General features: G+C 74.6%; 17 protein-coding genes and 1 pseudogene. 6 read left to right on the forward strand and 12 right to left on the reverse strand.

What is annotated here, in order from left to right; all coding sequences use genetic code 11:
- Positions 1-753: pseudogene (locus ACYVPE_RS13235) on the reverse strand (hypothetical protein); the annotation flags it as partial.
- 233 nt (positions 754-986) lie between these two features.
- On the opposite strand from ACYVPE_RS13235, the gene ACYVPE_RS13240 reads away from it, so the two are divergent.
- From ACYVPE_RS13240 to ACYVPE_RS13250, 3 genes are read left to right on the forward strand one after another with little or no spacing between them, the layout of a single operon-like run.
- Complete coding sequence (locus ACYVPE_RS13240) at positions 987-2,321, forward strand: ABC transporter substrate-binding protein (protein ID WP_461033727.1); 1,335 nt, start codon at positions 987-989, stop codon at positions 2,319-2,321.
- 48 nt (positions 2,322-2,369) lie between these two features.
- Positions 2,370-3,341 carry a carbohydrate ABC transporter permease gene (locus ACYVPE_RS13245; RefSeq protein WP_461033728.1) on the forward strand — a complete coding sequence of 324 codons (972 nt, stop codon included), beginning with the start codon at positions 2,370-2,372 and terminating at the stop codon, positions 3,339-3,341.
- A complete protein-coding gene (locus tag ACYVPE_RS13250; RefSeq protein WP_461033729.1) occupies positions 3,338-4,231 on the forward strand; it encodes a carbohydrate ABC transporter permease in 894 nt (297 codons plus the stop codon). Before ACYVPE_RS13245 ends, ACYVPE_RS13250 begins: the two co-directional genes overlap by 4 nt.
- 23 nt (positions 4,232-4,254) lie before the next feature.
- Here the strand turns inward: ACYVPE_RS13250 and ACYVPE_RS13255 are convergent, their stop codons facing one another.
- A complete protein-coding gene (locus ACYVPE_RS13255) occupies positions 4,255-5,343 on the reverse strand; it encodes a LacI family DNA-binding transcriptional regulator (protein WP_461033797.1) in 1,089 nt (362 codons plus the stop codon).
- 183 nt (positions 5,344-5,526) lie between these two features.
- Here ACYVPE_RS13255 and ACYVPE_RS13260 point away from each other — a divergent pair, with 183 nt between their 5' ends.
- Both ACYVPE_RS13260 and rox read left to right on the forward strand, forming a co-directional pair.
- On the forward strand, positions 5,527-6,507 hold the full coding sequence (locus ACYVPE_RS13260) for a hydroxyacid dehydrogenase (protein ID WP_461033798.1): 981 nt from the start codon (positions 5,527-5,529) through the stop codon (positions 6,505-6,507).
- Between the two features lie 174 nt (positions 6,508-6,681).
- Positions 6,682-8,199 carry a rifampin monooxygenase gene (rox, locus tag ACYVPE_RS13265; RefSeq protein WP_461033799.1) on the forward strand — a complete coding sequence of 506 codons (1,518 nt, stop codon included), beginning with the start codon at positions 6,682-6,684 and terminating at the stop codon, positions 8,197-8,199.
- On the opposite strand, the gene ACYVPE_RS13270 is transcribed toward rox, so the two are convergent.
- Genes ACYVPE_RS13270 through ACYVPE_RS13305 form a run of 8 tightly spaced genes read right to left on the reverse strand, consistent with a single transcriptional unit; the run spans position 8,160 to position 16,033 of the window.
- Positions 8,160-9,359 carry a 4-hydroxybenzoate 3-monooxygenase gene (locus ACYVPE_RS13270; protein ID WP_461033730.1) on the reverse strand — a complete coding sequence of 400 codons (1,200 nt, stop codon included), beginning with the start codon at positions 9,357-9,359 and terminating at the stop codon, positions 8,160-8,162. The genes rox and ACYVPE_RS13270 overlap by 40 nt on opposite strands.
- Positions 9,356-10,498 carry a bifunctional 3-oxoadipate enol-lactonase/4-carboxymuconolactone decarboxylase PcaDC gene (gene pcaDC / locus ACYVPE_RS13275; RefSeq protein ID WP_461033731.1) on the reverse strand — a complete coding sequence of 381 codons (1,143 nt, stop codon included), beginning with the start codon at positions 10,496-10,498 and terminating at the stop codon, positions 9,356-9,358. Before pcaDC ends, ACYVPE_RS13270 begins: the two co-directional genes overlap by 4 nt.
- Entirely contained in the window at positions 10,476-11,822 is a 1,347-nt protein-coding gene (gene pcaB / locus ACYVPE_RS13280) for a 3-carboxy-cis,cis-muconate cycloisomerase (RefSeq protein ID WP_461033800.1), read from the reverse strand. The genes pcaDC and pcaB overlap by 23 nt, the downstream gene beginning before the upstream one ends.
- 40 nt (positions 11,823-11,862) lie before the next feature.
- Complete coding sequence (pcaG, locus tag ACYVPE_RS13285; protein WP_461033732.1) at positions 11,863-12,447, reverse strand: protocatechuate 3,4-dioxygenase subunit alpha; 585 nt, start codon at positions 12,445-12,447, stop codon at positions 11,863-11,865.
- Complete coding sequence (gene pcaH / locus ACYVPE_RS13290) at positions 12,447-13,217, reverse strand: protocatechuate 3,4-dioxygenase subunit beta (protein ID WP_461033733.1); 771 nt, start codon at positions 13,215-13,217, stop codon at positions 12,447-12,449. The genes pcaG and pcaH overlap by 1 nt, the downstream gene beginning before the upstream one ends.
- 22 nt (positions 13,218-13,239) lie before the next feature.
- Entirely contained in the window at positions 13,240-14,424 is a 1,185-nt protein-coding gene (locus tag ACYVPE_RS13295; RefSeq protein ID WP_461033734.1) for a thiolase family protein, read from the reverse strand.
- Positions 14,421-15,212, reverse strand: a complete 792-nt coding sequence (locus ACYVPE_RS13300) for a CoA-transferase subunit beta (protein WP_461033735.1) — start codon at positions 15,210-15,212, stop codon at positions 14,421-14,423. The genes ACYVPE_RS13295 and ACYVPE_RS13300 overlap by 4 nt, the downstream gene beginning before the upstream one ends.
- Positions 15,209-16,033: a CoA transferase subunit A gene (locus tag ACYVPE_RS13305; RefSeq protein ID WP_461033736.1), complete on the reverse strand. Its 825-nt coding sequence runs from the start codon at positions 16,031-16,033 to the stop codon at positions 15,209-15,211. Before ACYVPE_RS13305 ends, ACYVPE_RS13300 begins: the two co-directional genes overlap by 4 nt.
- Positions 16,034-16,211: 178 nt before the next feature.
- Between ACYVPE_RS13305 and ACYVPE_RS13310 the strand changes: the two genes are divergently transcribed.
- Positions 16,212-17,906 carry an IclR family transcriptional regulator domain-containing protein gene (locus ACYVPE_RS13310; RefSeq protein WP_461033737.1) on the forward strand — a complete coding sequence of 565 codons (1,695 nt, stop codon included), beginning with the start codon at positions 16,212-16,214 and terminating at the stop codon, positions 17,904-17,906.
- On the opposite strand, the gene ACYVPE_RS13315 is transcribed toward ACYVPE_RS13310, so the two are convergent.
- Together ACYVPE_RS13315 and ACYVPE_RS13320 are read right to left on the reverse strand one after the other, a co-directional pair.
- The gene (locus tag ACYVPE_RS13315) at positions 17,884-19,233 is read right to left on the reverse strand and encodes an MFS transporter (RefSeq protein ID WP_461033738.1); all 1,350 of its coding nucleotides are present in this window, start codon (positions 19,231-19,233) and stop codon (positions 17,884-17,886) included. The genes ACYVPE_RS13310 and ACYVPE_RS13315 overlap by 23 nt on opposite strands.
- Before the next feature lie 108 nt (positions 19,234-19,341).
- Positions 19,342-20,802, reverse strand: coding sequence for an aldehyde dehydrogenase family protein (locus ACYVPE_RS13320; protein WP_461033739.1), 1,461 nt, complete (start codon positions 20,800-20,802; stop codon positions 19,342-19,344).
- Positions 20,803-21,063: the final 261 nt, after the last annotated feature.

Consider the following 21,063-nt stretch of genomic DNA (forward strand, 5'->3'; position numbering starts at 1 on the left):
CAGACATATTTGTCTTCCTAAGCCCGCTTGGCCTCCGACTTGGCGCCCGTCGGGCCGGCGGAGCCGCCAGGTGCGTCCCTCGGCGTCCACCAGCCGGCCGTCGTGACCGCCGGGGCCGGGCGCCGCGAGGCCCGCCATGGCCGCCTCGACGCCGTGCGCGGCGCCCAGCCCGGCCGGCGCGGGCGAGGTCGCGCTCGTCCACACCAGGGTGAGCGTGGCGGCGTCGGCCCGCACGAAGTTCGTGCCCGCGGCACCGTGGCGCGGCGGGAACACGGCCCAGAACGCCCCGTTCCACCACGGGCGTTCGGGGGAGAGCGCGGTCTCCGGCAGCCGACCCCGGTCGGCGAGCCCCAGGGCGCGTAACTCGGCGACGGTCGCCGCCGCAGGTGCCCGCAGCGCGCCCACGGCGCGGCCGGCCAGCGCGGCCACCCTAGCCCGGAGGGCGCCGGTCACCGCGCCGTCCAACACGGGGAACGCGGTCCGCACCCGGTCGCCGTCCCGCGCCAGGAGCCCGAAGGCCACCAACTCGTCGACCCCGTCGATCCCGTCGGCCGCGAGGCCCAGCCCCGCCCGGCGCAGCGCGGCGAGCGAGGCACCGGCGCGGGCGGCGTGCGGCAGCCGGCCGTTCTCGCCGCGGGCCACCAGCCCGTGCGAGGTCAGGAGCGCGGTCGGCGCGTAGCAGTGCGGCCCCCACCGCGCCAGGTCGACGGGGGCGGCGGTGGGCTCGGGCCGCCGGGCGGCGTCGGCGGTCATCCGGTGCACGGTAACCGACCGGCCCGCCGAGCGGTGCGTAGTAACCGGTATCTTTCCCGGCGCCAGCCGGGCCCGGCTTCTCCGCCCTGGGCATTGACGCCGGCGGATCCGGCGCCTAACGTGCCGATGCATCGGGGCGTAGTAAACGTTTTCTGGTAACCGATTTCTTTCCCCTCGACATCCCCACCCTTCCGACCACACGCATGACCCGGGAAGACTCGAAGGAGCGGAACATGAGCAGCGCGAAGAGGCGTTGGTTGCTCGGCGGCGCGGCGTTCGGCCTGGTGGCCACGCTCGCCGCCTGCGGCGGCGGAGACGGCGGGGACGACGGCGGCTCGGGCGCCGGCGCGGGCGGCGGCCCCGTCACGCTGCGGCTGTGGAGCGACAAGGGCGGCGCCGAGACCGCGGTCGCCGCCTTCAACGCGGCCCACGAGGACGTCCGGATCGAGCTGGTGAACGTGCCGGCGGCCGAGCTGGCCAACACCCTCAACAACGCGCACGCCGCCGGCGATCCGTCCGGCGCCCCCTGCCTGGCGCAGAGCGACAACCGGCAGGGCGGCATGCTGCTCGCCCAGGGTGTGATCGCCGACATCGGCGAGTATCTGGAGCCGCACGCCGACCGGTTCGCGGCCGGCGCGATCGACGCGCTGTCCATCGCCGACGTCGTCTACGGGGTGCCCAACCAGCGGCAGCCGATCTTCACCATGTTCCACGCCCCGACCTTCGAGGAGCGCGACCTGGCTTATCCCACCTCCTGGGAGGAGGCCATCGAGGTCGGCGAGCGGCTGAACGAGGACGGGATCCACATCTTCAACCTGGCCGGCGAGGACCCCTCGACCTGGATGAACATGGCCTGGCAGGCCGGCGCCCGCTGGTACTCGATCGAGGGCGACGCCTGGCGGATCGACTTCACCGACGAGGCGTCCCGCACCGCCTCCGGGATCATGCAGCGGCTGCTCGACGAGGACCTGGTCGAGCGGATCTCCTACGCCGAGTACCCGGCGATGATGCAGGAGTACGACAACGGCAGGATCGCCATGCGCCAGCTGTCCACCTGGCAGCTCAGCGGCCACCAGAGCAACGCCGACCAGACCCTGGGCGAGTGGGAGCCGGCCACCAACCTCACCGTCGGCGGCCAGTCGGCCCCGCTCTCCGCGGCCGACACCGCGGGCCTCTTCGTGCCCACCCTGTGCGAGGACCAGGAGGCCGCGGTGGAGGCCGCCGTCTGGCTGGCCACCGAGGCGGAGCCGGTCACCGCGATGGCCGATCCGGCCGAGGGCGCCGGCTGGTACCCGGCCGTGGCCGACCCCGAGCCGTTCCTCGACGCGCTGGTGCCGAACGAGCTGTTCGGCGAGTACGCGGCCGAGACCGTCCCGGTGGTCCAGGAGTCGGACGACTACGCGGAGGGCTGGATCTACGGCCCCAACTCCCGGGCCATGTACGAGGAGTTGGCCGACCAGTGGGGCAAGGCGATGAACGGTGAGATCACCGTCGAGTCGATCCTCGACCACATGCAGGAGTGGACGGTGAACGACCTCAGGCAGCAGGGCGTGAACGTCGTCGAGTAGCCGCCGGCTCAGCTCACCCCACCCCACGCAACGTCAGGAACCCTCCAGATGTCCCTCACCGCCACCAGGGCGGAGCCGACCGGGGCCGCGGCCACCCGCCGCGGCCCGGGCCGCGGCCTCCGCCGGACGTCACGCTGGCACACGCTCCGCGCGCTCAAGGGCGCCGCCTTCGCCGCCCCCTTCGTCGTCGGCTTCCTCTTCGTCTTCGTGGTCCCGGTCGGCTACGCGGTCTACGAGAGCCTGTTCAGCGAACGCAGCTCCGGCCTCGGCATCGGCGGCCAGGAACGGGTCTTCGTCGGCTTCGACAACTTCAGCCGGGGCCTCCAGGACGGCGCCTTCTGGGCCTCGGTCGGCCGGGTGCTGGTCTTCGCCTGCTTCCAGATCCCGCTGATGCTCTCCCTCGCCCTCGGCATGGCGCTGCTCCTCGACCAGATCGCCACCAGGACGGCGCACCGCTTCCGGCTGGCGTTCCTGGTGCCGTACATGATCCCCGGCATCGTGGCCGCGCTGATGTGGATGTATCTCTACAGCCCCCGGCTGGGACCGCTCACCGGCGCCCTCGAACTCGTCGGCGTCGACGCCGACTTCTACGCCTCCGAGATGCTCTGGGTCTCCATGGGCAATCTGCTGACCTGGCACGGCGTCGGCTACAACATGCTGATCATCTACGGCGCCCTGCGCGCCGTGCCCCGCGAGGTGTTCGACGCCGCCCGCGTCGACGGCGCGGGCGAGCTGCGCATCGCCTGGTCGATCAAGGTGCCCTTCGTGCGCGGCGCCCTGGTGCTCACCGGGATGCTCGCCATCATCGGCATGCTGCAGATCTTCAACGAGCCGCTGCTCTTCCGGCAGGTCGCCCCCGAGACGGTCACCAAGAGCTACACGCCGATCATGCTCATCTACTACCAGGCGTTCGACAGCAACGACTACGGCTACGCGGCCGCGCTCTCGGTGATCCTCGCGCTGATCGTCGGCGCGATCTCCTTCCTCTTCTACCGCTTCACGAACAGGCCTCCGTCATGACCGCGATCCGCCGCCGGCCCGAGCCGGGCGAAGAACTCCCCGTCGGCAGCCGGCAGTCCAGGCTCTCCCGGATCCTGGTGCTGGTCGGCCTCGGCGCCCTGGTGCTCTACTCGATCGCCCCCGTGTGGTGGCTGGTGGTCTCCGCCACCAAGGACCAGCGCGACCTGCTCTACACCAACGGCCTCTGGTTCGGGGACTTCAACCTGTTCCAGAACATCGAGCAGGTGCTGGAGTACAACGACGGCATCTACCTGCGCTGGCTGTTCAACTCGCTGCTGTACGCCACCGTCGGCGGCCTGGTGGGCACCCTGATCGCCCTGGCCGCCGGCTACGCGATCTCCCGCTTCCAGTTCCCCGGGCGCGGCCTGCTGCTCGGCGCGGTGATCGGCTCGTTCCTGATCCCGTACGCCATGCTGACCATGCCGCTCTACCTGCTCTTCTCGCGGATCGGCCTGGTCGACTCGGTCTGGGCGGTGCTGATCCCGTCGTTCATCAGCCCGTTCTCCGTCTACCTGGCCAAGGTCTACACGGACGGCGCGGTGCCGGAGGAGATCATCGAGGCGGCCCGCATCGACGGGGCCGGCGAGCTGCGGATCTTCTTCCAGATCGTGGTCCGGCTGATGTCGACCGGCGGCGCGACCGTGTTCCTGCTCTCCTTCGTGCAGAACTGGAACCAGTTCTTCCTGCCCCTCACCATGCTGCGCGGCGAGGACAAGTGGAGCCTCAACCTGGGCCTCTACTTCTGGAACAGCAAGCGCGTCGAGGCCGGCGTCGACCTCACCGCGCTGGTGCTGACCGGGGCCCTGCTCTCGGTGATCCCGCTGGTGATCTTCATGGTCGCGATGCAGCGCTACTGGCGCACCGGCGTCACCCTCGGCGCCCTCAAGTGACCGCCCGCCAGGCGGCCCAGGGGTCAGCGCGGCCCGGGCGACGGGGGAGCGGTGGAGCCGCGGACCACCACGTGGGTGCTCAGCCGCGTGCGGTCCTCGGCGCCGCCCACCCCGTCCCGCCGGTCGAGCACCAGCCGGGCCGCGGTGCGCCCGAGCTCCTGGTAGGGCACGTGCACCGTGGTCAGCCTCGGCGTCAGCTCGTTGGCCATCGGGATGTCGTCGTAGCCCACCAGGGACACGTCGTCCGGCACCCGGAGACCGGCCTCCCGCAGCGCCTCCAGCGCGCCGAACGCCACCATGTCGGTGGCCGCGAACACGGCGGTGAACGCCACCTGTTCGCGCAGCGCCTCGCGCACCGCGCGCAGCCCGGCGTCCCGCTGGAACAGGCCCTCGCGCTCCAGCGCGGGATCGGCCGCCACCCGGTAGTCGGCCAGCGCCCTGCGGTAGCCGGCGAGCCGGCCGTCCGCGGTGGACTGGCCGTCCTGGGCCCCGACGAAGAGGATCCGGCGGTGGCCGAGCGACAGCAGGTGCGCGGTGGCCCCGTAGGCGCCGCCCTCGTTGTCGTACTCGACGACGGTCGCCGGCAGGTCGTCGGCGAGCGGCGGCCGGCCGCAGAGCACGAGTCGCGAGCCGACGCTGTCCAGCGAGCGGGCGAACCGGCTCATCCGCTCGCGGTACTCGGCGGTGTACTGGATGCCGCCCACCAGGATGACGGCGGCCGCGTGCTGCTCCCGCATCAGGTTGACCACCGCGAGCTCCCGCTGCCGGTCGCCCTGCGTGGTGCACACCAGGCACAGCCGGCCCCGGCGCGCCGCCTCCTGCTCGACGCCGGCGCCGATCTGCGCGAAGGCGCTCCAGGTGATGTCGTCGAGCACCAGCGCGATGGTCTCCACGCCCGTGCCGGCCAGCGCCTTGGCGTGCGCGTTGGCCACGTAGTCGAGTTGCCGCACGGCGCGCAGCACCTTGGCCCGGGTCGTGTGCGTCACCGGGTAGTTGTCGGCGAGCACCCGGGAGACGGTCGCCACCGAGACCCCGGCCTGCCTGGCCACGTCCCGGATGGTGCTGCGGCGGGCGGGGGCGCCGGCGCCCGATCCGCCGTGTCCTTCGTGCACGCCGCGCGCGGTCGACGCAGAAACCGGCTTCCCCGGTCCAGTGGTTGCCACGCGCCCACGTTACCTTGACTTGCCCTTTCCCAGCCGCCGACGATGCGCAGGTCTTCAGTAAACGGTTACTGCCATTCCAACTCTCACCACGGAGGACTTGTGGAGCACCCACAGCCGAAGGCCGCCCTCGCCATGGCGGCCGACCTGCCGGGGCGCCTGTTCAGCCCCGCGCAGTGGGCCCGGCTGCGGAAGCTGGCCGAGCTGGGCGAGGGCACGGTGCTCACCGAGTTCCACTCGCCGGCCGCCCGCGCCGCGCTGGCCGAGACCGAGGTGCTGATCACCGGCTGGGGCAGCCCGGTGCTGGACGCGGCGGCGCTGGACGCGGCGCCCCGGCTGCGCGCCGTGCTGCACGCGGCGGGCTCGGTGAAGAGCCATGTGTCGCCCGAGTGCTGGCGGCGCGGGATTCCGGTCACCACGGCGGCCGGCGCCAACGCCGAGCCGGTGGCCGAGTACACCCTGGCCATGATCCTGCTGGCGCTCAAGCGGATCAGGGCGGCCACCGCCCGCTACCGCGAGCGGCGCCGCTACGTGGACGTGCTGCGGGAGTTCCCCGGCGTCGGCAACCACGGGCGGCGGGTCGGCCTGGTCGGCGCCTCCAGGATCGGCCGCCGGGTCGTGGAGCTGCTGCGCCCGTTCTCCCTGGACGTGGCGCTCGCCGACCCCTACCTGACGGAGGCCGAGGCGCGCGCGCTCGGCGTGCGGCTGCTGCCGCTCGACGCGCTGCTCGGTGAGTGCGACCTGGTGAGCCTGCACGCGCCGGCCATCCCGGAGACCCGGGAGATGATCGACCGGCGCCGGCTCGCCCTGCTCCGGGACGGCGCGGTCCTGGTGAACACGGCGCGCGGCTCGCTGGTCGAACAGGACGCGCTGGTGGCCGAGTTGGTCTCCGGGCGGATCGAGGCCGTGCTGGACGTCACGGAACCCGAGGTGCTGTCGCCCGACTCGCCGCTGTACACCCTGGAGAACGTCTGGCTCACTCCGCACCTCGCCGGGGCCCAGGGCGGTGAGGTGCACCGGCTCGCGGAGGTGGTGTTGGACGAACTGGCGCGGCTCAACGAGGGGGCGCCGCTGCTCAACGTGGTCCTGGCGGCCGATCTGGACCGGATGGCCTGACGGCGCCGCCACGCGCGCGGCGGACGCCACATGACGAAGGCAAGGAGTTCGCCACTCCTTGCCACTCTCAACGTATAGCGCACCGGGGGCCTTGCGGCAAGACCCCGTCCGTGCCGCAGAATCTCCGGCCGAAGCCACACCACGGCACCGAACGGGGGATTCCTGATGATCGACGTGATCGACGTGATCGTCGTAGGCGGCGGACCGACCGGCCTGATGCTGGCCGCCGAGTTGCGGCTGCACGGCGTGCGGGTGGTCGTGCTGGAGCGGGAGACGGAGCCGACCGGGTACGTCCGCTCGCTCGGCCTGCACGTGCGCAGCATCGAGGTGATGGACCAGCGAGGTCTGTTGGAGCGGTTCCTCGCGTACGGCGGGCGGTACCCGGCCGGCGGTTTCTTCGCCGGCATCGAGAAGCCCAGTCCCGTGCGGCTGGACACCGCCCATCCCTACGTCCTCGCGATCCGGCAGCCCGCCACGGACCGCCTGTTGGAGGAGCGCGCCGTCGAGCTGGGCGCCGAGATCCGGCGCGGCCACGAGCTGGTCGGGCTGAGCCAGGACGAGCACGGAGTGACCGTCGAACTGGCCAATGGGGGTCCCCCCGACAATGAGGGCGTAGCCGTCGGGGGAGGGGGCAGCCGGCTGCGCGCGCGGTACGTCGTCGGCTGTGACGGCGGCCGCAGCACGGTGCGCAGGCTGCTCGGCGTCGGCTTCCCCGGCGAGCCCACCAGGGTGGACACGCTGCTGGGCGAGATGGAGGTGGGCGTGGCGCCGGAGACGGTGGCCGCCGTGGTGGCCGAGGTCCGAAAGACCAACAAGCGGTTCGGCGTCGGCCCCTTCGGGGACGACGTGTACCGCGTCGTCGTGCCCGCCGAGGCGGTGGCCGAGGACCGTTCGGTCCCACCCACCATCGAGGAGTTCAGGCGGCAGCTGCGGGTCTTCGCCGGCACCGACTTCGGCGTGCACTCGCCGCGCTGGCTGTCCCGGTTCGGGGACGCCACCCGGCTGGCCGAGCGCTACCGGGTCGGGCGGGTGCTGCTCGCCGGCGACGCGGCGCACATCCACCCACCGACGGGTGGGCAGGGCCTCAACCTCGGCATCCAGGACGCGTTCAACCTCGGCTGGAAACTGGCCGCCGAGGTCGGCGGCTGGGCGCCGGCGGGGCTGCTGGACAGCTACCACACCGAACGGCACCCGGTGGCCGCAGACGTGCTGGACATCACCCGCGCGCAGCTCGAGCTGTTGTCCCCCGAGCCGGGGCCCCGGTCGGTGCGTCGGCTGCTGTCGGAGCTGATGGACTTCGAGGACGTCCACCGGTACCTGATCGAGAAGGTCACCGCGATCGGGGTCCGCTACGACTTCGGCGAGGGGCACGAGCTGCTCGGCCGGCGGATGCGGGACGTGCGGCTGGGGCGTGGGCGCCTCTACGAACTGACGTGCGGCGGCCGGGGGTTGCTGCTCGACCAGACCGGCCGGCTCTCCGTGGCGGGCTGGGCCGGCCGGGTCGACCACGTGGTGGACGTCGGCGAGGACCTGGACGTCCCCGCGGTACTGCTGCGGCCGGACGGGCACGTGGCGTGGGTCGGCGACGACCAACGGGAACTGCTCGACCGGCTGCCGAGATGGTTCGGCGCCCGCGACGCCGCCGGGCACCGTCAGCCGGCGAGCGGGTTCGGGAGGGCGAACCCGGCGTAGTTCGCGGCGAGTTCGGCCGCCGCGTGGCGCGAGTCGGCGATCCTGTGCAGCTGGGCGAGTTGCAGGCGAGTGGCGAACGGGTCCTGGTCCGGGGCCAGATGGAGCGTCGAGGTCATGAAGTTCGAGAAGTGCTGGGCCCGCCACACCGCCGCGAGCCGGGTGGCCGAGTAGGCGTCGAGCGGCTCGGTCGAGCCGTCGTCGTGCAACCGGCCGAAGGCCCTGGCGAGTTCGACGACGTCGGCGACGGCGAGGTTGAGGCCCTTGGCGCCGGTCGGGGGCACGATGTGCGCGGCGTCGCCGGCCAGGAAGAGCCGGCCGTGGCGCATCGGCTCGGTGACCGAACTCCGCATCGGCAGCACCGATCTGGCGGTGATCGGGCCGGTGCGCAGCCGCCAGTCGCCGACCGTCTCGAAGCGGCTGGCGAGCTCGGCCCAGATCTCCGCGTCCGACCAGTCGGCGGGGTCGGTCCCGTTGGGCACCTGGAGGTAGAGCCGACTAACGCGGGGGGAACGCATGCTGGCCAGCGCGAAGCCACGCGGCGAGTGGGCGTAGATCAGCTCGTCGGAGGACGGCGGCACGTCGGCCAGTATTCCGAACCACGAGTAGGGGTACCCGCGTTCGACGACGCGCCGGGCGTCGGGCGGCGGAACGGTCCTGGTGACGCCGTGGAAGCCGTCGCAGCCCACCACGTAGTCGCAGGCGAGCCGGGCGTCGACGCCGTCGTGCCGGTAGTGGACGACCGGCCGGGCGGTGTCGGCGCCCTCGACCGCGGTGACCGTGGCCTCGAACAACAGCGGTGGCCCCTCGGTGAGTTGCAGGGATATCAGGTCCCTGACGACCTCGGTCTGGGCGTAGACCGTCACCCGCCGACCGCCGGTGAGCGTCGGGAGGTCGACGCGGTACGCCCGGCCGTCGAAGCGCAGCTCTATCCCGTCGTGGACCAGGCCCTCGCGGTCCATCCGCTCGCCCGCCCCGCAGGCGCGCAGCACGTCGACCGTGCCCTGTTCCAGGATTCCGGCGCGCTGCCGCCGCTCCACATAGCCGCGGTCCCGGCTCTCCAGGACCACGCAGGCGACGCCCCGCGCGTGCAGCAGCCGCGCCAGCAGCAGCCCGGCGGGGCCGCCGCCCACGATGCCGACCGTCGTCTCCGTGGCTCTCACTCCTCGCCCCTTCCGACGTCCCGCAGCACCCGGTCGGCGACGGCGAACGCGGCGTTCGCCGCGGGCACTCCGCAGTAGATCGCCGACTGGAGCAGCACCTCCCCGATCTCCTCGGGGGTCAGCCCGTTGCGCAGTGCCGCGCGCACGTGCAGGGCCAGCTCCTCGAGGTGGCCGCCGGCCACCAGCGCGGTGAGCGTGACGCAGCTGCGGGTGTGGCGGCTGAGCCCGGGCCTGGTCCAGATCTCGCCCCACGCGTAGCGGGTGATCAGGTCCTGGAACGGGGCGGTCAGGGGCGTGGCGCGGGCCAGCGCCCGGTCGACGTGGGCGTCGCCGAGCACCGCGCGCCGCACGGCGAGCCCGGCGGCGTGCCGCCCGGCGTCGTCGGCGGCTCCCAGGTGGTCGAGGAGCGCGGCGAGCACGGCGGCCGGTCGTTCGAGGTGGGCGAGGTGGGCGGCGCCGGCGAGCTCGGTGAGGCTCGCGCCCGGGATGCCGTCGGCGAGTTCCCTGGCGTGCGCGGGCGGGGTGGCCGGGTCGTCGCGGCCGGCGATCACGAGGGTGGGCGCGGTGACGGAGGACAGCCGGTCGCGCAGGTCGAGGTCGGCGAGGGCGGCGCAGCAGGCCGCGTAGCCGGCGGGGTCGACCGCGCGCAGGTCGGTGAGGAGCGCGGCCAGGCGCGGCGGGTCGGCGGAGTCTGGCGAGAACCAGGTGTCCCGGCGGCTCGGCACCAGGGCCTCGGTGCCTGCGGCCCGCACCGTGGCCGCCCTGGCGTGCCAGGCGTCGGGCGGGCCGAAGTGGGCGGAGGTGCAGAGCAGCGTGAGCGAGGCGACGCGCTCGGGGTGGTCGGCGGCGAGCTGGAGGCCGATGGCGCCGCCGAGCGAGACGCCGGCGTAGCGGAAGGAGTCCCAGCCCTGGGCGTCGGCCAGCGCCAGCACCAGGTCGGCGAGGCCGGCGACGGTCTCCGGCGCCCGGCCGGGGTCGGCGGGCCGGCCGTGGCCAGGCAGGTCGAAGCGGAGCACCCGGTGGTCGCGGGCCAGCGCGGGGAGTTGGGGGGCCCAGACGGCGAGCGAGGTGCCGAGCGCGGGGCCCAGGATCAGCGGTCGGCCGTCGGGCGGCCCGTCAAGCCGGTGGTGGAGCGGCACTGTCGTCCTTCCGGTGGTCGCGCAGCGCGCGGTCGGTCAACGCGCCGGCCGAGCCGGTGTAGCGGGTGGGGTCGGTGAGTTCGTGCAGCCGCGCCTCGGTGAGGGGCGTGGTGGCGCGCAGCGCCTCGGCCAGCGTGGTGCCCTCCTCGGTGACCCGGCGGGTCGCGTCGCGCAGCAGCCGCCGCGCCGCGTCCCGGCCGAGCTCCGGGGTGAGCGCGAGGGCCAGCCGCTCGCTGACCAGCAGGCCGCCGGTCAGGCGGAGGTTCTCCCGCATCCGGTCGGGGCGCACGGTCAGCCGCTCGACGAGCTCGGCGGCGTTGGCCGCGGCGCCGCCGGCCAGCCGCAACAGCTCGCGCAGCGGCTGCCATTCGGCGTGCCAGGCGCCGGCCGGGCGTTCGTCCTCGGCGGCCAGCGCGCCGAGCAGCACGGCGGCGAGCGCCGGCGCCTGCCGGGCGGCGGCGGCGATCAGCGTGGCCAGCACGGGGTTGCTCTTGTGCGGCATGGCGGACGAGCCGCCCCCCGCCCTCTCGACCAGTTCGCCGATCTCGGTCCTGGCGAGGACCAGCACGTCGGCGGCGATCTTGCCGAGGGCGCCGGTCACCAGGGCGAGCGCGGCGCCGAGTTCGGCGACCGGGGCGCGCAACGCGTGCCAGGGCAGGGCGGGTTCGGCCAGGCCGAGCTCCCGGGCGTAGTCGTGGAGCAGCGGAAGGCCGGCGTCGGCCTCGGCCGGGGACAGCTCGGTGAAGGAGGCCAGCGTGCCGGCCGCGCCCCCGAGTTGGGCCGGCAGCGGGAGGCCGGCCAGCCGGCCGCGGGCGCCGGTCAGCTGGCCGAGCCAGCCGGCCGCCTTGAGCCCGAAGGTGGTCGGTACCGCGTGCTGGGTGAGGGTGCGTGCCGCCATCGGGGTGTCCCGGTGGGCGGCGGCCAGCGCGGCCAGGCCGGCGGCGGCCCGGTCCAGGTCGGCGAGGATCGACCGCCGGGCGCGCGCGGCGACCAGCATCGCCGCGGTGTCCAGGATGTCCTGGCTGGTCGCGCCCCGGTGCACGGCGTCGGTGCCGGCCCGCCTGGTCAGCTCGGCGACCAGCGGGATCACCGGGTTGCCGCTGGCGCGGGCGCGGAGCGCCAGCTCCCGGACGTCGAACGACCCGACGCGGGCCGCGGCCGTGATCGCCTCGGCCGCCTCGGCGGGGATCAGCCCGCGGGCGGCCTGTGCCCTGGCGAGCGCGGCCTCGGCGTCCAGCATGGCCGCCAGGAACGCCACGTCCCCGGTGGCCGCCTCGGCGGGCGAGCCGACGCTGCCGGGGGTGAGCAGGCCGAACTCGCCCACGAAACCGGGAAGTTCGGGGGATGCCGAGGCGGAGGGGGTGTCAGCGGAACTCAAGGAAGACCGTCTCCTCCTCGCCCTGCAACCGGATGTCGAGGCGGTACGTGGCGTGCGCCCCGGACGTCGCGATCAGCGTCCGCCGCCGCTCGGCGGGCAGCGCGGCCAGCAGCGGGTCGTCGGCGTGCGCCGCGGCGTCCTCCGGGAAGTAGAGGCGGGTGAACAGGTGGTGCGTCAGGCCGCGGGCGAAGACGCAGAGGCTGAGATAGGGCGCGTGTCGGGGCCGCGCGCCGGGGCGCAGGGTGCGCGCGGACCAGCGTCCTTCGGCGTCGGTCGGGACCCGGCCCCAGCCGGTGAAGTCGGCCGCGTGCCGGCCGAGGAAGCCGCCGGTGACCTCGTCCCGGCGCAACGACCCGGGGGTGGACGGCAGTTCGCCGCGCTCGTCGGGGCCCCACAGCTCCAGCAGGGCGTCCGGCACCGGCGCGCCCGCGCCGTCCAGCACCCGGCCGTGCACGGTGACGGCGGCCGGGTGGCCGGGCGGTGCGAGGTCGCCGCCGCCGGGGAACGGCAGGGCGTAGCCGAAGAACGGGCCGACGGTGTGCGAGGGGGTGCGGGAGGGGGAGTGCGACATCAGCGGCCCTCCTCGATCCAGGTGGCGGACGGCCCGTCGAGCACGACGTCCCAGCGGTAGCCGAGCGACCACTCGGGCTTGGACAGCTCGTGGTCGTAGGCGGCGACCAGGCGCTGCCGCGCCGACTCGTCGGTGACGGACCGCAGGATCGGGTCGTGCCGGAAGAGCGGGTCGCCTGGGAAGTACATCTGGGTGACCAGGCGTTGGGTGAACGCCGTGCCGAAGACGGAGAAGTGCAGGTGCGCCGGGCGCCAGGCGTTGTCGTGGTTGCGCCAGGGGTAGGCGCCTGGCTTGACGGTGGTGAAGTGGTAGCGGCCCTCGTCGTCGGTGAGGGTGCGGCCCACGCCGGTGAAGTGGGGGTCGAGCGGCGCCGGATGCTGGTCGCGCTGGTGGGCGTAGCGGCCGGAGGCGTTGGCCTGCCAGAGCTCGATCAGCTGGCCGCGCACCGGGTGCCCCGCGCCGTCGAGCAGCCGTCCCGAGACGGTGATCCGCTCGCCGAGCGGCTCGCCGCCGTGCTGCCTGGTCAGGTCGTTGTCGAGGTCGGTGACGTCGGTGTGCCCGAACACCGGGCCGTGCAGCTCGACCAGCTCCGGGTCGCCGCCCTCGACGGCGACCAGTGGCCTGGTGGGGTGCCGGAACGTGCTGCTGCGGTAGGGGCGGTAGTCGCGCGGCGGGTGGTCGGCGGCCGGGGCGCCGGCCGCCCTGGCCCGCAGGTAGGCCGCCTCCTGGTCGGCCATCTCGCGGTCGATGTCCCGTTGGGTGAGGACCATGCGAAGCTCCAGTGAGTGGGGGTCAGCGCTCCAGGACCAGGGCGAGGCCCTGGCCGACGCCCACACAGAGCGCGGCGACGCCGGTGCCGGAGCCGTGGGCGGCGAGCTGGTGGGCGACCGCGCCGGCGATGCGGGCGCCCGAGGCGCCCAGCGGGTGCCCGATGGCGAGGGCGCCGCCGCGCGGGTTGACGATGTCGGGGTCGAGGTCGGGGAGTTCGGCCAGGCAGCCGAGGGCCTGGGCGGCGAACGCCTCGTTCAGCTCGACGACGCGGAGGTCGGCGAGCCGCCGCTCGGCGCGCGCCAGGGCGCGGCCGATCGCGGCCACCGGGCCGAGGCCGTAGTACGGCGGGTCGATGCCGGTGACGGCGGAGGCGCGGATCCTGGCCAGCGGCTCCCGGCCGGTCGCGGCGAGGCCGGCCGCGTCGGCGATCAGCAGCGCCGCCGCGCCGTCGTTGAGCGGCGACGAGTTGGCCGCGGTCACCGTGCCGCCGTCCCGGAAGGCGGGCTTCAGCCGGGCCAGCGCCTCCGGCGTCGAACCGTCCCTGATCGACTCGTCCCTGGCGAGCTCGGCGCCCGGGTAGGGGACGGTCTCGGCGGCGTAGCCGCCGCCGCGCCACGCCGCGGCGGCCTTGGCGTGGCTGGCCAGCGCGAACGCGTCCTGCGCGGCCCTGCCGATGCCGTGCTTGTCGGCGATCAGCTCGGCGCCCTCGCCGAGCGGCACCGTCCACTCGGGCCGCATCCGGCTGTTGACCATCCGCCAGCCCAGCGTGGTGGAGTGGAGCTCCTGGTGGCCGGCCGGGAAGGGGCGGTCCGGCTTGGGCAGCACCCAGGGGGCGCGGCTCATCGACTCCACGCCGCCGGCGATCACCACCGAGGCGTCGCCCGCCGCGACCGCCCTGGCCGCCTGGATCACCGCCTCGAGACCCGAGCCGCAGAGCCGGTTGACCGTGGCCCCCGGCACGCTGGTGGGCAGCCCGGCGAGCAGCGCCGCCATCCGGCCGACGTTCCGGTTCTCCTCGCCGGCTCCGTTGGCGTTGCCCAGCACCACGTCGCCCACCAGCTCGGGGTCGAGCGCGGGGCTGCGGTCGAGCAGCGCCCGGACGACGTGCGCGGCCAGGTCGTCGGGGCGCACCGCGGCGTAGCCGCCGCCGTACCGGCCGACGGGGGTGCGGACGGCGTCCACCACGTAGACCTCGTGGCTGTTCAACGGGCCTCCTCGGGGCGGGACTTCAGGGCGCGCAGGGTGGCCAGCTCGGCGGCCGTGGGTGGCGCGGTGGTGGTGACGTGCGCGGCGCCGCGCAGCGGCCAGCCGGTGGCGGCGCGCACCCGCTCCTCGGTGACGCCCGGGTGCAGCTCGGCGAGCACCAGCTCGGCCGTCGCCGGGTCGGGCCGCAGCACGCCGAGGTCGGTGATGACGGCGACCGGGCCCCGGCCGGGCAGGCCGAGCCTGGCGCGGTCGCCGGGGCCAGAGCCGTGGCCGAGGGTGGTGACGAAGTCGAGGCGGTCCACCAGTTGGCGCGGCGAGTGGCGGACCACGAGCAGCACCCGGCCGCAGCTGGCGGCGATCTCGGGGGCGCCGCCCGCGCCGGGCAGCCGGCCGGCCGGGCGCCCGGAACCCCGGTCGATCAGCGTGGTGTTGACGTTGCCGAACCGGTCGAGCTGGGCGGCGCCGAGGAAGCCGACGTCGATCCGGCCGCCCTGGAGCCAGTAGTTGAACATCTCGGGCACCGACACCACCGCGTCGGCGGTGTCGGCCAGCTCGCCGTCCCCGATGGAGAGCGGCAGCCTGGTGGGCTTGGCGCCGATCGCCCCCGACTCGTAGATCAGCACCAGCCCCGGCTCGGTGGTGCGGCGGGCGAGGTTGGCGGCGGTGCTCGGCAGCCCGATGCCGACGAAGCAGGTGCGGGCCCCGGCCAGCGCCCGGGCGGCGTTGACCTCCATCAGCTCGTCGGGGGTGGCCTCGGCGGCCTGGGTGGCGGGGTCGGCGAGGCTCATCGGCGCACCGCCCCCGCCCGGCCGAGAACCTCCGCGTCGAGCCAGGCGGTGAACGCGGCTCGGTCCCGGGAGACGGCGTCCCAGGCGCGGTAGTACGCGTTGTCCCGGGTCGAGTAGCCGGCGGCGTAGGACGGGTGGGCCCCGCCTGGCACCTCGGCCACCGCGTCCACCACCCAGGTCGGCAGCGTCAACCCGCCGGGGACCGGGGTGAGTTCGTCCACGATCTCCTCGACGGTGACCAGCACCCGGCGGGCCGCGAGCGCGGCCTCCTTCTGCACCCCGGTGAGCCCCCAGAGCTGCACGTTGCCCTCCCGGTCGGCGCGTTGGGCGTGGATCACGGCGACGTCCGGGTTGAGCGCGGCGACCGCCGCCAGCTCCTCGCCGGTGAACGGGCAGCGCACGGTGGTGATGGTGTCGCTCCTGGACGGCATGTCGCTGCCCAGATAGCCGCGGAGCACCGCGAACGGCAGCCCGGCGGCCCCGGCGACGTAGCGGTTCGCCATCCCGGCGTGGCTGTGCTCGTCCAGCGCGAGGGGGCGGGGCCAGCCGTGCTCCACCGCGTCCCGGAAGCGGTGCAGCGAGCCGACGCCCGGGTTGCCGCCCCAGGAGAAGACCAGCTTCGCCACCAGGCCGGCGCCGATCAGCTGGTCGTAGATCACGTCCGGCGTCATCCGGGCGAGCGTCAGGTCGGTGATCCCCTGCCGGATCACCTCGTGTGCGGCGGCGAAGGGGATCAGATGGGTGAAGCCCTCCATCGCCACGGTGTCGCCGTCGTGGATCAACTCCCCGACGGCCTCCCGGAGGTCACGGATGTCAGCCATGTCGTTGACGGCCTCCCGGCTGCGCGCATACTGTGTTCGTGTAGTGAACTTAAGTTCATCGACGTCCTCGGTCCGAGTCTGCGTCCGGGCCCGACGCGCTGTCAATGGCCGGTACGAGTACGGTTTCGCCCGAACGTCCGCACATCGCGCGGCTCAGCGCACGCGCGTGGGAGAGCACATGACCCGTCCGGCCGCCCCGCCCGCCCCCGCCGCGCCCGTCCCCGGCGACCCACCGCCCGAGGCGGTGGCCCCGCTGATCCGCGGGCTCGCCGTCCTGCGCCGGCTGGCCGAGGCCCACGGCCGGCTGAGCGTCGGCGACCTGGTGCGCGCCACCGGTCTCGCCCGCTCCACGGTGGACCGCACCCTCAGCACCCTGGCCCGGCTCGGCCACGTGCGGCTCGAGGACCGGTCCGCGGTGCTCGCGCCCCCGCTGATGGAGCTGGGCAACGCCTACCTCGCCGCGATCCGGCTGCCAGGCGAACTCGGCCCGCTGGTCGACCGACTCGCGGACGAGCTCGACGAGTCGGTCTCGCTCGCCGTGCCCGACCGGGACGGGGTGCGCTTCGTCTACCAGGCCACCAGGCGGCGCACCATGTCCCTCGCCTTCCGCATCGGCGACCTGCTGCCCGCCGAGAGCGGCGCGCCCGGCGCGCTGTTCGCCGCCGACTGGGGCCAGGACGACTGGGCGCGCTGGCACGCCCGCCGCGAACGCGACCCGGCCGGCGACGGCTTCCCCGCCGTGCCGCCCGAGGCGGCGCGCGCCGCCGGCTCGTTCGAGCGGCGGATCGCCGAGGCCGGGCGGCGCGGCTGGTCGGAGGACGACCAGCTGATCGAGCCGGGGCTGATCGCCGTCGCGATCCCGGTGCGGGACGGCGCGGGCCGCACGGTGTGCGCGGCCAGCGTCGTCAGCCACACCAGCCGCCACGACATCGGTTCGCTCACCGGCGACCTGCTGCCCAGGCTGCGGGCGGCCGTCGCCGAGATGGAGGCGGCGCTCGCCGCCCCGCCCCCGACCCCGGCGCCCGCCCCCGAGCCGGCCGGCCGGCATTCCGAGCCGACCAGGGCCGCGAAGCTCGAACTCGGCCCGGAGTTCGTGGAGTCACTGGCCCGCGGCCTCGGCGTGCTGGCCGCCTTCGACCGCCCGGCCGACGGCGACGAGGGCGTCACGCTCTCCGCGCTCGCCGACGCCACCGGGCTCGCCAGGGCCACCGTCCGCCGCTCGCTGATCACGCTCGAACACCTGGGCTACGTCAGGAGCGACGGGCGCCGGTTCGCCCCCCGGCCGCGCGTCCTCGAACTCGGCTACGCCCACCTGTCCGGGCTGCCGCTCTCCCGGATCGCACAGCCCCACCTGGTGCGCCTGGTGGCCGCCGCGCACGACTCGGCCTCCCTCTCGGTGCTGGTCGGCGACGAGATCCAGTACGCGGCCCGGGTGCCGACCATCCGCATCATGAGCGTCGACATCACCGTCGGCACCCGGTTCCCGGCCCACGCCACCTCCATGGGCCGGGTGTTGCTCGCCGGGCTGCCGGCCGCCGAGCGCGCCGCCCGCCTCGACCGGCTCGAACTCACCCCGCTGACCCGGCACACCATCACCTCGCGGGACCTGCTGCGCGCCGAGCTCGACCGGGTGGCCGAGGCCGGACACGCGCTGGTCGACGAGGAGTTGGAGGAGGGGCTGCGGGCGCTCGCCGTCCCGGTGCGGGACCTGACGGGCCGGGTGGTGGCGGCCGTCAACGTCTCGATGCACGCCAGCCGCCGCACCACGGAGCGGGCCGTGGCCGAACTGCTGCCCGCGCTCCACGAGGCGGCGACCGGCATCGAGCACGACCTGCGCCTCGCCGGCCGGTTCACCCGGGTCCGGATCCCGTGACCGCTTCCGCCCCGCCGGCCGGCGCCCACCGCCGCCCCAACCTGGCGCCCACCGGCACCAGGGCGATCATCGCCGCGCCGGTCAGCCCGGCGGCCGCGAACATCAGGAAGCCCACGTCCTCCGCGCCGTTGGCGACCAGCGCCCCGCCGAGCCAGGGCCCGACCACCGCGCCGGTACGCCCGATCCCCGTCACCCAGCCGAGGCCGGTGGCCCGTTCGGACGCCTGGTACACGGAGTTGGTCGCCGCGTAGACCATCACCTGGGCGCTGAACAGGAAGACCCCGGTCACGAACACCACCACATAGGTGACGCCGAGCGCCAGGTGCTCGCGCAGCAGCAGCGCGCCGAGCGCCGTCAGCACGAACCACAGCGCCGAGACCCGGACCGCGCCGTAGCGGTCCGCCGTCCGGCCGGCGATCAGCATGCCGAGGATTCCGCCCGCGTTGATCACCATCAGGAAGCTGACCGAGGAGCTGAGCCCGTAGCCGGAGGCCCGCATCAGCTGGGGCAGCCAGGTCGAGACGCCGTAGACCAGCAGCAGCCCGCAGAAGGACGCCACCCACAACAGCGGGGTGGCGAGCCGCGACTCGGGACGGAACAGCGCGCGCACCGCCTCGACCCGACCCCGCGCGCCGCCAGGCGGCGCCTCGGCCGGCCGCGGCCTGGCCATGCCGTACCGGTCGGCGACCGCCTCGGCCTCGGCCCGCCTGCCGTGCGCCAGCAGCACCGCGGGGGACTCGGGGAACCAGCGCAGCAGCAGCGGCACCGCGATCACCGCGGGCAGCACTCCGGCCCAGAAGACCCAGCGCCAGCCGTGGTCGGGGGCCACCCAGAGCCCGAGCCCGGTGGCCGCCATGCCGCCGCCGTGGTACGAGGTCATCAGCAGCCCGGTGGCCAGCGCCACCCGCCGCGGCGGCGCGAACTCCATGACCACGGCGAGGCAGATCGGCATCAGGCCGCCGAGGCCGAGGCCGGCCAGGAAGCGCCCGGCGCCGAACGAACCGGTGCCGGCGGCCAGCGCGCAGACCGCCGAGCCGGCCGAGAACAGCGTGACGCTGGCGATGATCGTCGCCCGGCGGCCGATCCAGTCGGTGACGTTGCCGGCCACCAGGGCGCCGACCAGCATGCCGGAGGTGGTCCAGCTGCCGATGGTGCCGGCGATGGCCGGGGTCAGGCCCAGGCCCTCGTCGTCGAGCATGTGCGGCATCACGGCGCCGTAGATGTTGACGTCCATGCCGTCGAAGAAGACCGCGAGCCAGCAGAGGGCGAGCACCGGGGCCACGGAGCGGAAGCCGTGGGAGGGGGACGTGGGGGATGGCGAGGTCATGGCGGTCCTTGGGGAGTCGGGGAGTCGGGGACGGACCTCTGGATCTCGGGTGGTGCCTGGTCGGAACGGGCTGTGCTCGAAAAGGGCTGTGCTCAGAAAGGGCTGTGCTTAAAAAGGGAAGTGCGCGTGCCGGCCCGCCAGGGTGATCCAGCGGGTGGTGGTGAACGCCTCGACGCCCCACCGGCCGCCGAACCGGCCGTAGCCGCTCGCGCCCACACCGCCGAACGGCGCCTGCGGCTCGTCGGCCACCGTCTGGTCGTTGACGTGCACGATGCCGGTGCGCACCCGCCGGGCCACGGCGAGCCCGTGGCCCGCGTTCTCGGTGAGGATGCCGCAGGTCAGCCCGTGGGGCGTGTCGTTGGCCAGGGCCACGGCCGCGTCGTCGTCGGGGAACGACCGCAGCGCGCAGACCGGCCCGAACGCCTCGCCGTGGTGCAGCGCCATCTCCGGCGTGACCCCGGAGAGCACCGTCGCCCGGTGCAGCGCGCCCTCGGGCTCGCCGCCGCCGGTGAGCACCGTGGCACCGCGTTTCGCCGCGTCCGCCACCAGGGCCGCCACCCGGCGGGCGGCGTGCGCGCTGACCAGCGGGCCGATCACGGTGCCGGGGTCGGCCGGGTCGCCGTGGGGGAGGGCCGCGACCCGCGCCGTGAAGCGCTCGGTGAACTCGGCCGCCAGCGACTCGTGGACCAGCACCCGGTCGCCCGACATGCAGATCTGGCCCGCGTTGTTGAAGACGCCGAACACGGCGGCGTCCACCGCGTAGTCGAGATCGGCGTCGGCCAGCACCACGATCGCGTTCTTGCCGCCCAACTCCAGTACTGCCGGCTTGAGATGGCGGGCGGCGTGGGCGCCGATCAGCCGGCCGACGGGCGTGGAGCCGGTGAAGTTCACGGCCCGCACCGCCGGTTCCGCGATCAGCGCCTCGGCCACCTCGGCGGCGTCCGCCGGGTCGTTGCTGACGACGTTGAGCACGCCGTCAGGCAGGCCGGCCGCCCGCAGCACGTCGGCGATCAGGTAGCCGCAGGCGAGCGGCGCCTCCTCGCTCGGCTTCAACACCACCGTGTTGCCGGCCGCGAGCGCCGCGGCGACCGCGCGGACGCCGAGGATCACCGGCGCGTTCCAGGGCACGAACGCGGCCACCACGCCCACCGGTTCGCGCACCGCGAGCCCCAACGCGCCCGGCTCCTGCGCGGCCAGCACCTCGCCGCGCGGCGCGGCGACTGCGGCGGCCGCCTCGCGCAGGTTCTCGGCGCCCAGCCACACGTTGAACCCGGCCCAGCCGGCCGTGCCGCCGACCTCGTCGGCCATCAGCGCGACCACCTCGGCCTCCCGCTCTCGCAGCACGTCGGCTGCCCGCAGCAGCAGCGCCCGCCGCTCGGCCGGCGGGACCGCGGCCCAGGCGGGGAAGGCGGCGTCCGCCGCCGCGACGGCCCTGGCCACGTCCGCCGGCCCGCCGGCCGCCACGGTGGCGAAGAGCTCGCCGGTGAACGGGCTGACGTCCTCGGTGACGCGGCCACCTGCGGCCGGCACGTCCGCGCCGCCGATGAACAGCTCGCGATGTCTGGTCATGGAGAGCTCCCTTGCTCCGTGCGCCGGCGCACCCACGCGCCCCGCACCATCCGACCGTTCGCCTGGTGAACTTTTCTTCGTAGTTCGCGGCGGGGGGAGTGTGCGAGCGGGCGTCGGCCCTGTCAAGGCATCGCACGACCCCGTTCGACGGTGTTACCGTGGAGACGGCATGTGAGCGCGCCGCACTCGGCGCCCGTGCCCTCTCCCCTCAGCCGCACCCGTCGGCGCCCGCCCCTCAGGGCCGGCGAGACCCGCGGCCGA

It is taken from the genome of Streptomyces mayteni, from assembly GCF_054783955.1.

What these genes read in the sequence shown, in the direction of transcription:
- ACYVPE_RS13240 (WP_461033727.1), top strand. Translation starts at nt 987, where the DNA reads ATGAGCAGCGCGAAGAGGCGTTGGTTGCTCGGCGGCGCGGCGTTCGGC.
- ACYVPE_RS13245 (WP_461033728.1), top strand. Translation starts at nt 2,370, where the DNA reads ATGTCCCTCACCGCCACCAGGGCGGAGCCGACCGGGGCCGCGGCCACC.
- ACYVPE_RS13250 (WP_461033729.1), top strand. Translation starts at nt 3,338, where the DNA reads ATGACCGCGATCCGCCGCCGGCCCGAGCCGGGCGAAGAACTCCCCGTC.
- ACYVPE_RS13260 (WP_461033798.1), top strand. Translation starts at nt 5,527, where the DNA reads ATGGCGGCCGACCTGCCGGGGCGCCTGTTCAGCCCCGCGCAGTGGGCC.
- pcaG (WP_461033732.1), bottom strand. Translation starts at nt 12,447, where the DNA reads ATGTCGCACTCCCCCTCCCGCACCCCCTCGCACACCGTCGGCCCGTTC.
- pcaH (WP_461033733.1), bottom strand. Translation starts at nt 13,217, where the DNA reads ATGGTCCTCACCCAACGGGACATCGACCGCGAGATGGCCGACCAGGAG.
- ACYVPE_RS13300 (WP_461033735.1), bottom strand. Translation starts at nt 15,212, where the DNA reads ATGAGCCTCGCCGACCCCGCCACCCAGGCCGCCGAGGCCACCCCCGAC.
- ACYVPE_RS13305 (WP_461033736.1), bottom strand. Translation starts at nt 16,033, where the DNA reads ATGGCTGACATCCGTGACCTCCGGGAGGCCGTCGGGGAGTTGATCCAC.
- ACYVPE_RS13310 (WP_461033737.1), top strand. Translation starts at nt 16,212, where the DNA reads ATGACCCGTCCGGCCGCCCCGCCCGCCCCCGCCGCGCCCGTCCCCGGC.
- ACYVPE_RS13315 (WP_461033738.1), bottom strand. Translation starts at nt 19,233, where the DNA reads ATGACCTCGCCATCCCCCACGTCCCCCTCCCACGGCTTCCGCTCCGTG.
- ACYVPE_RS13320 (WP_461033739.1), bottom strand. Translation starts at nt 20,802, where the DNA reads ATGACCAGACATCGCGAGCTGTTCATCGGCGGCGCGGACGTGCCGGCC.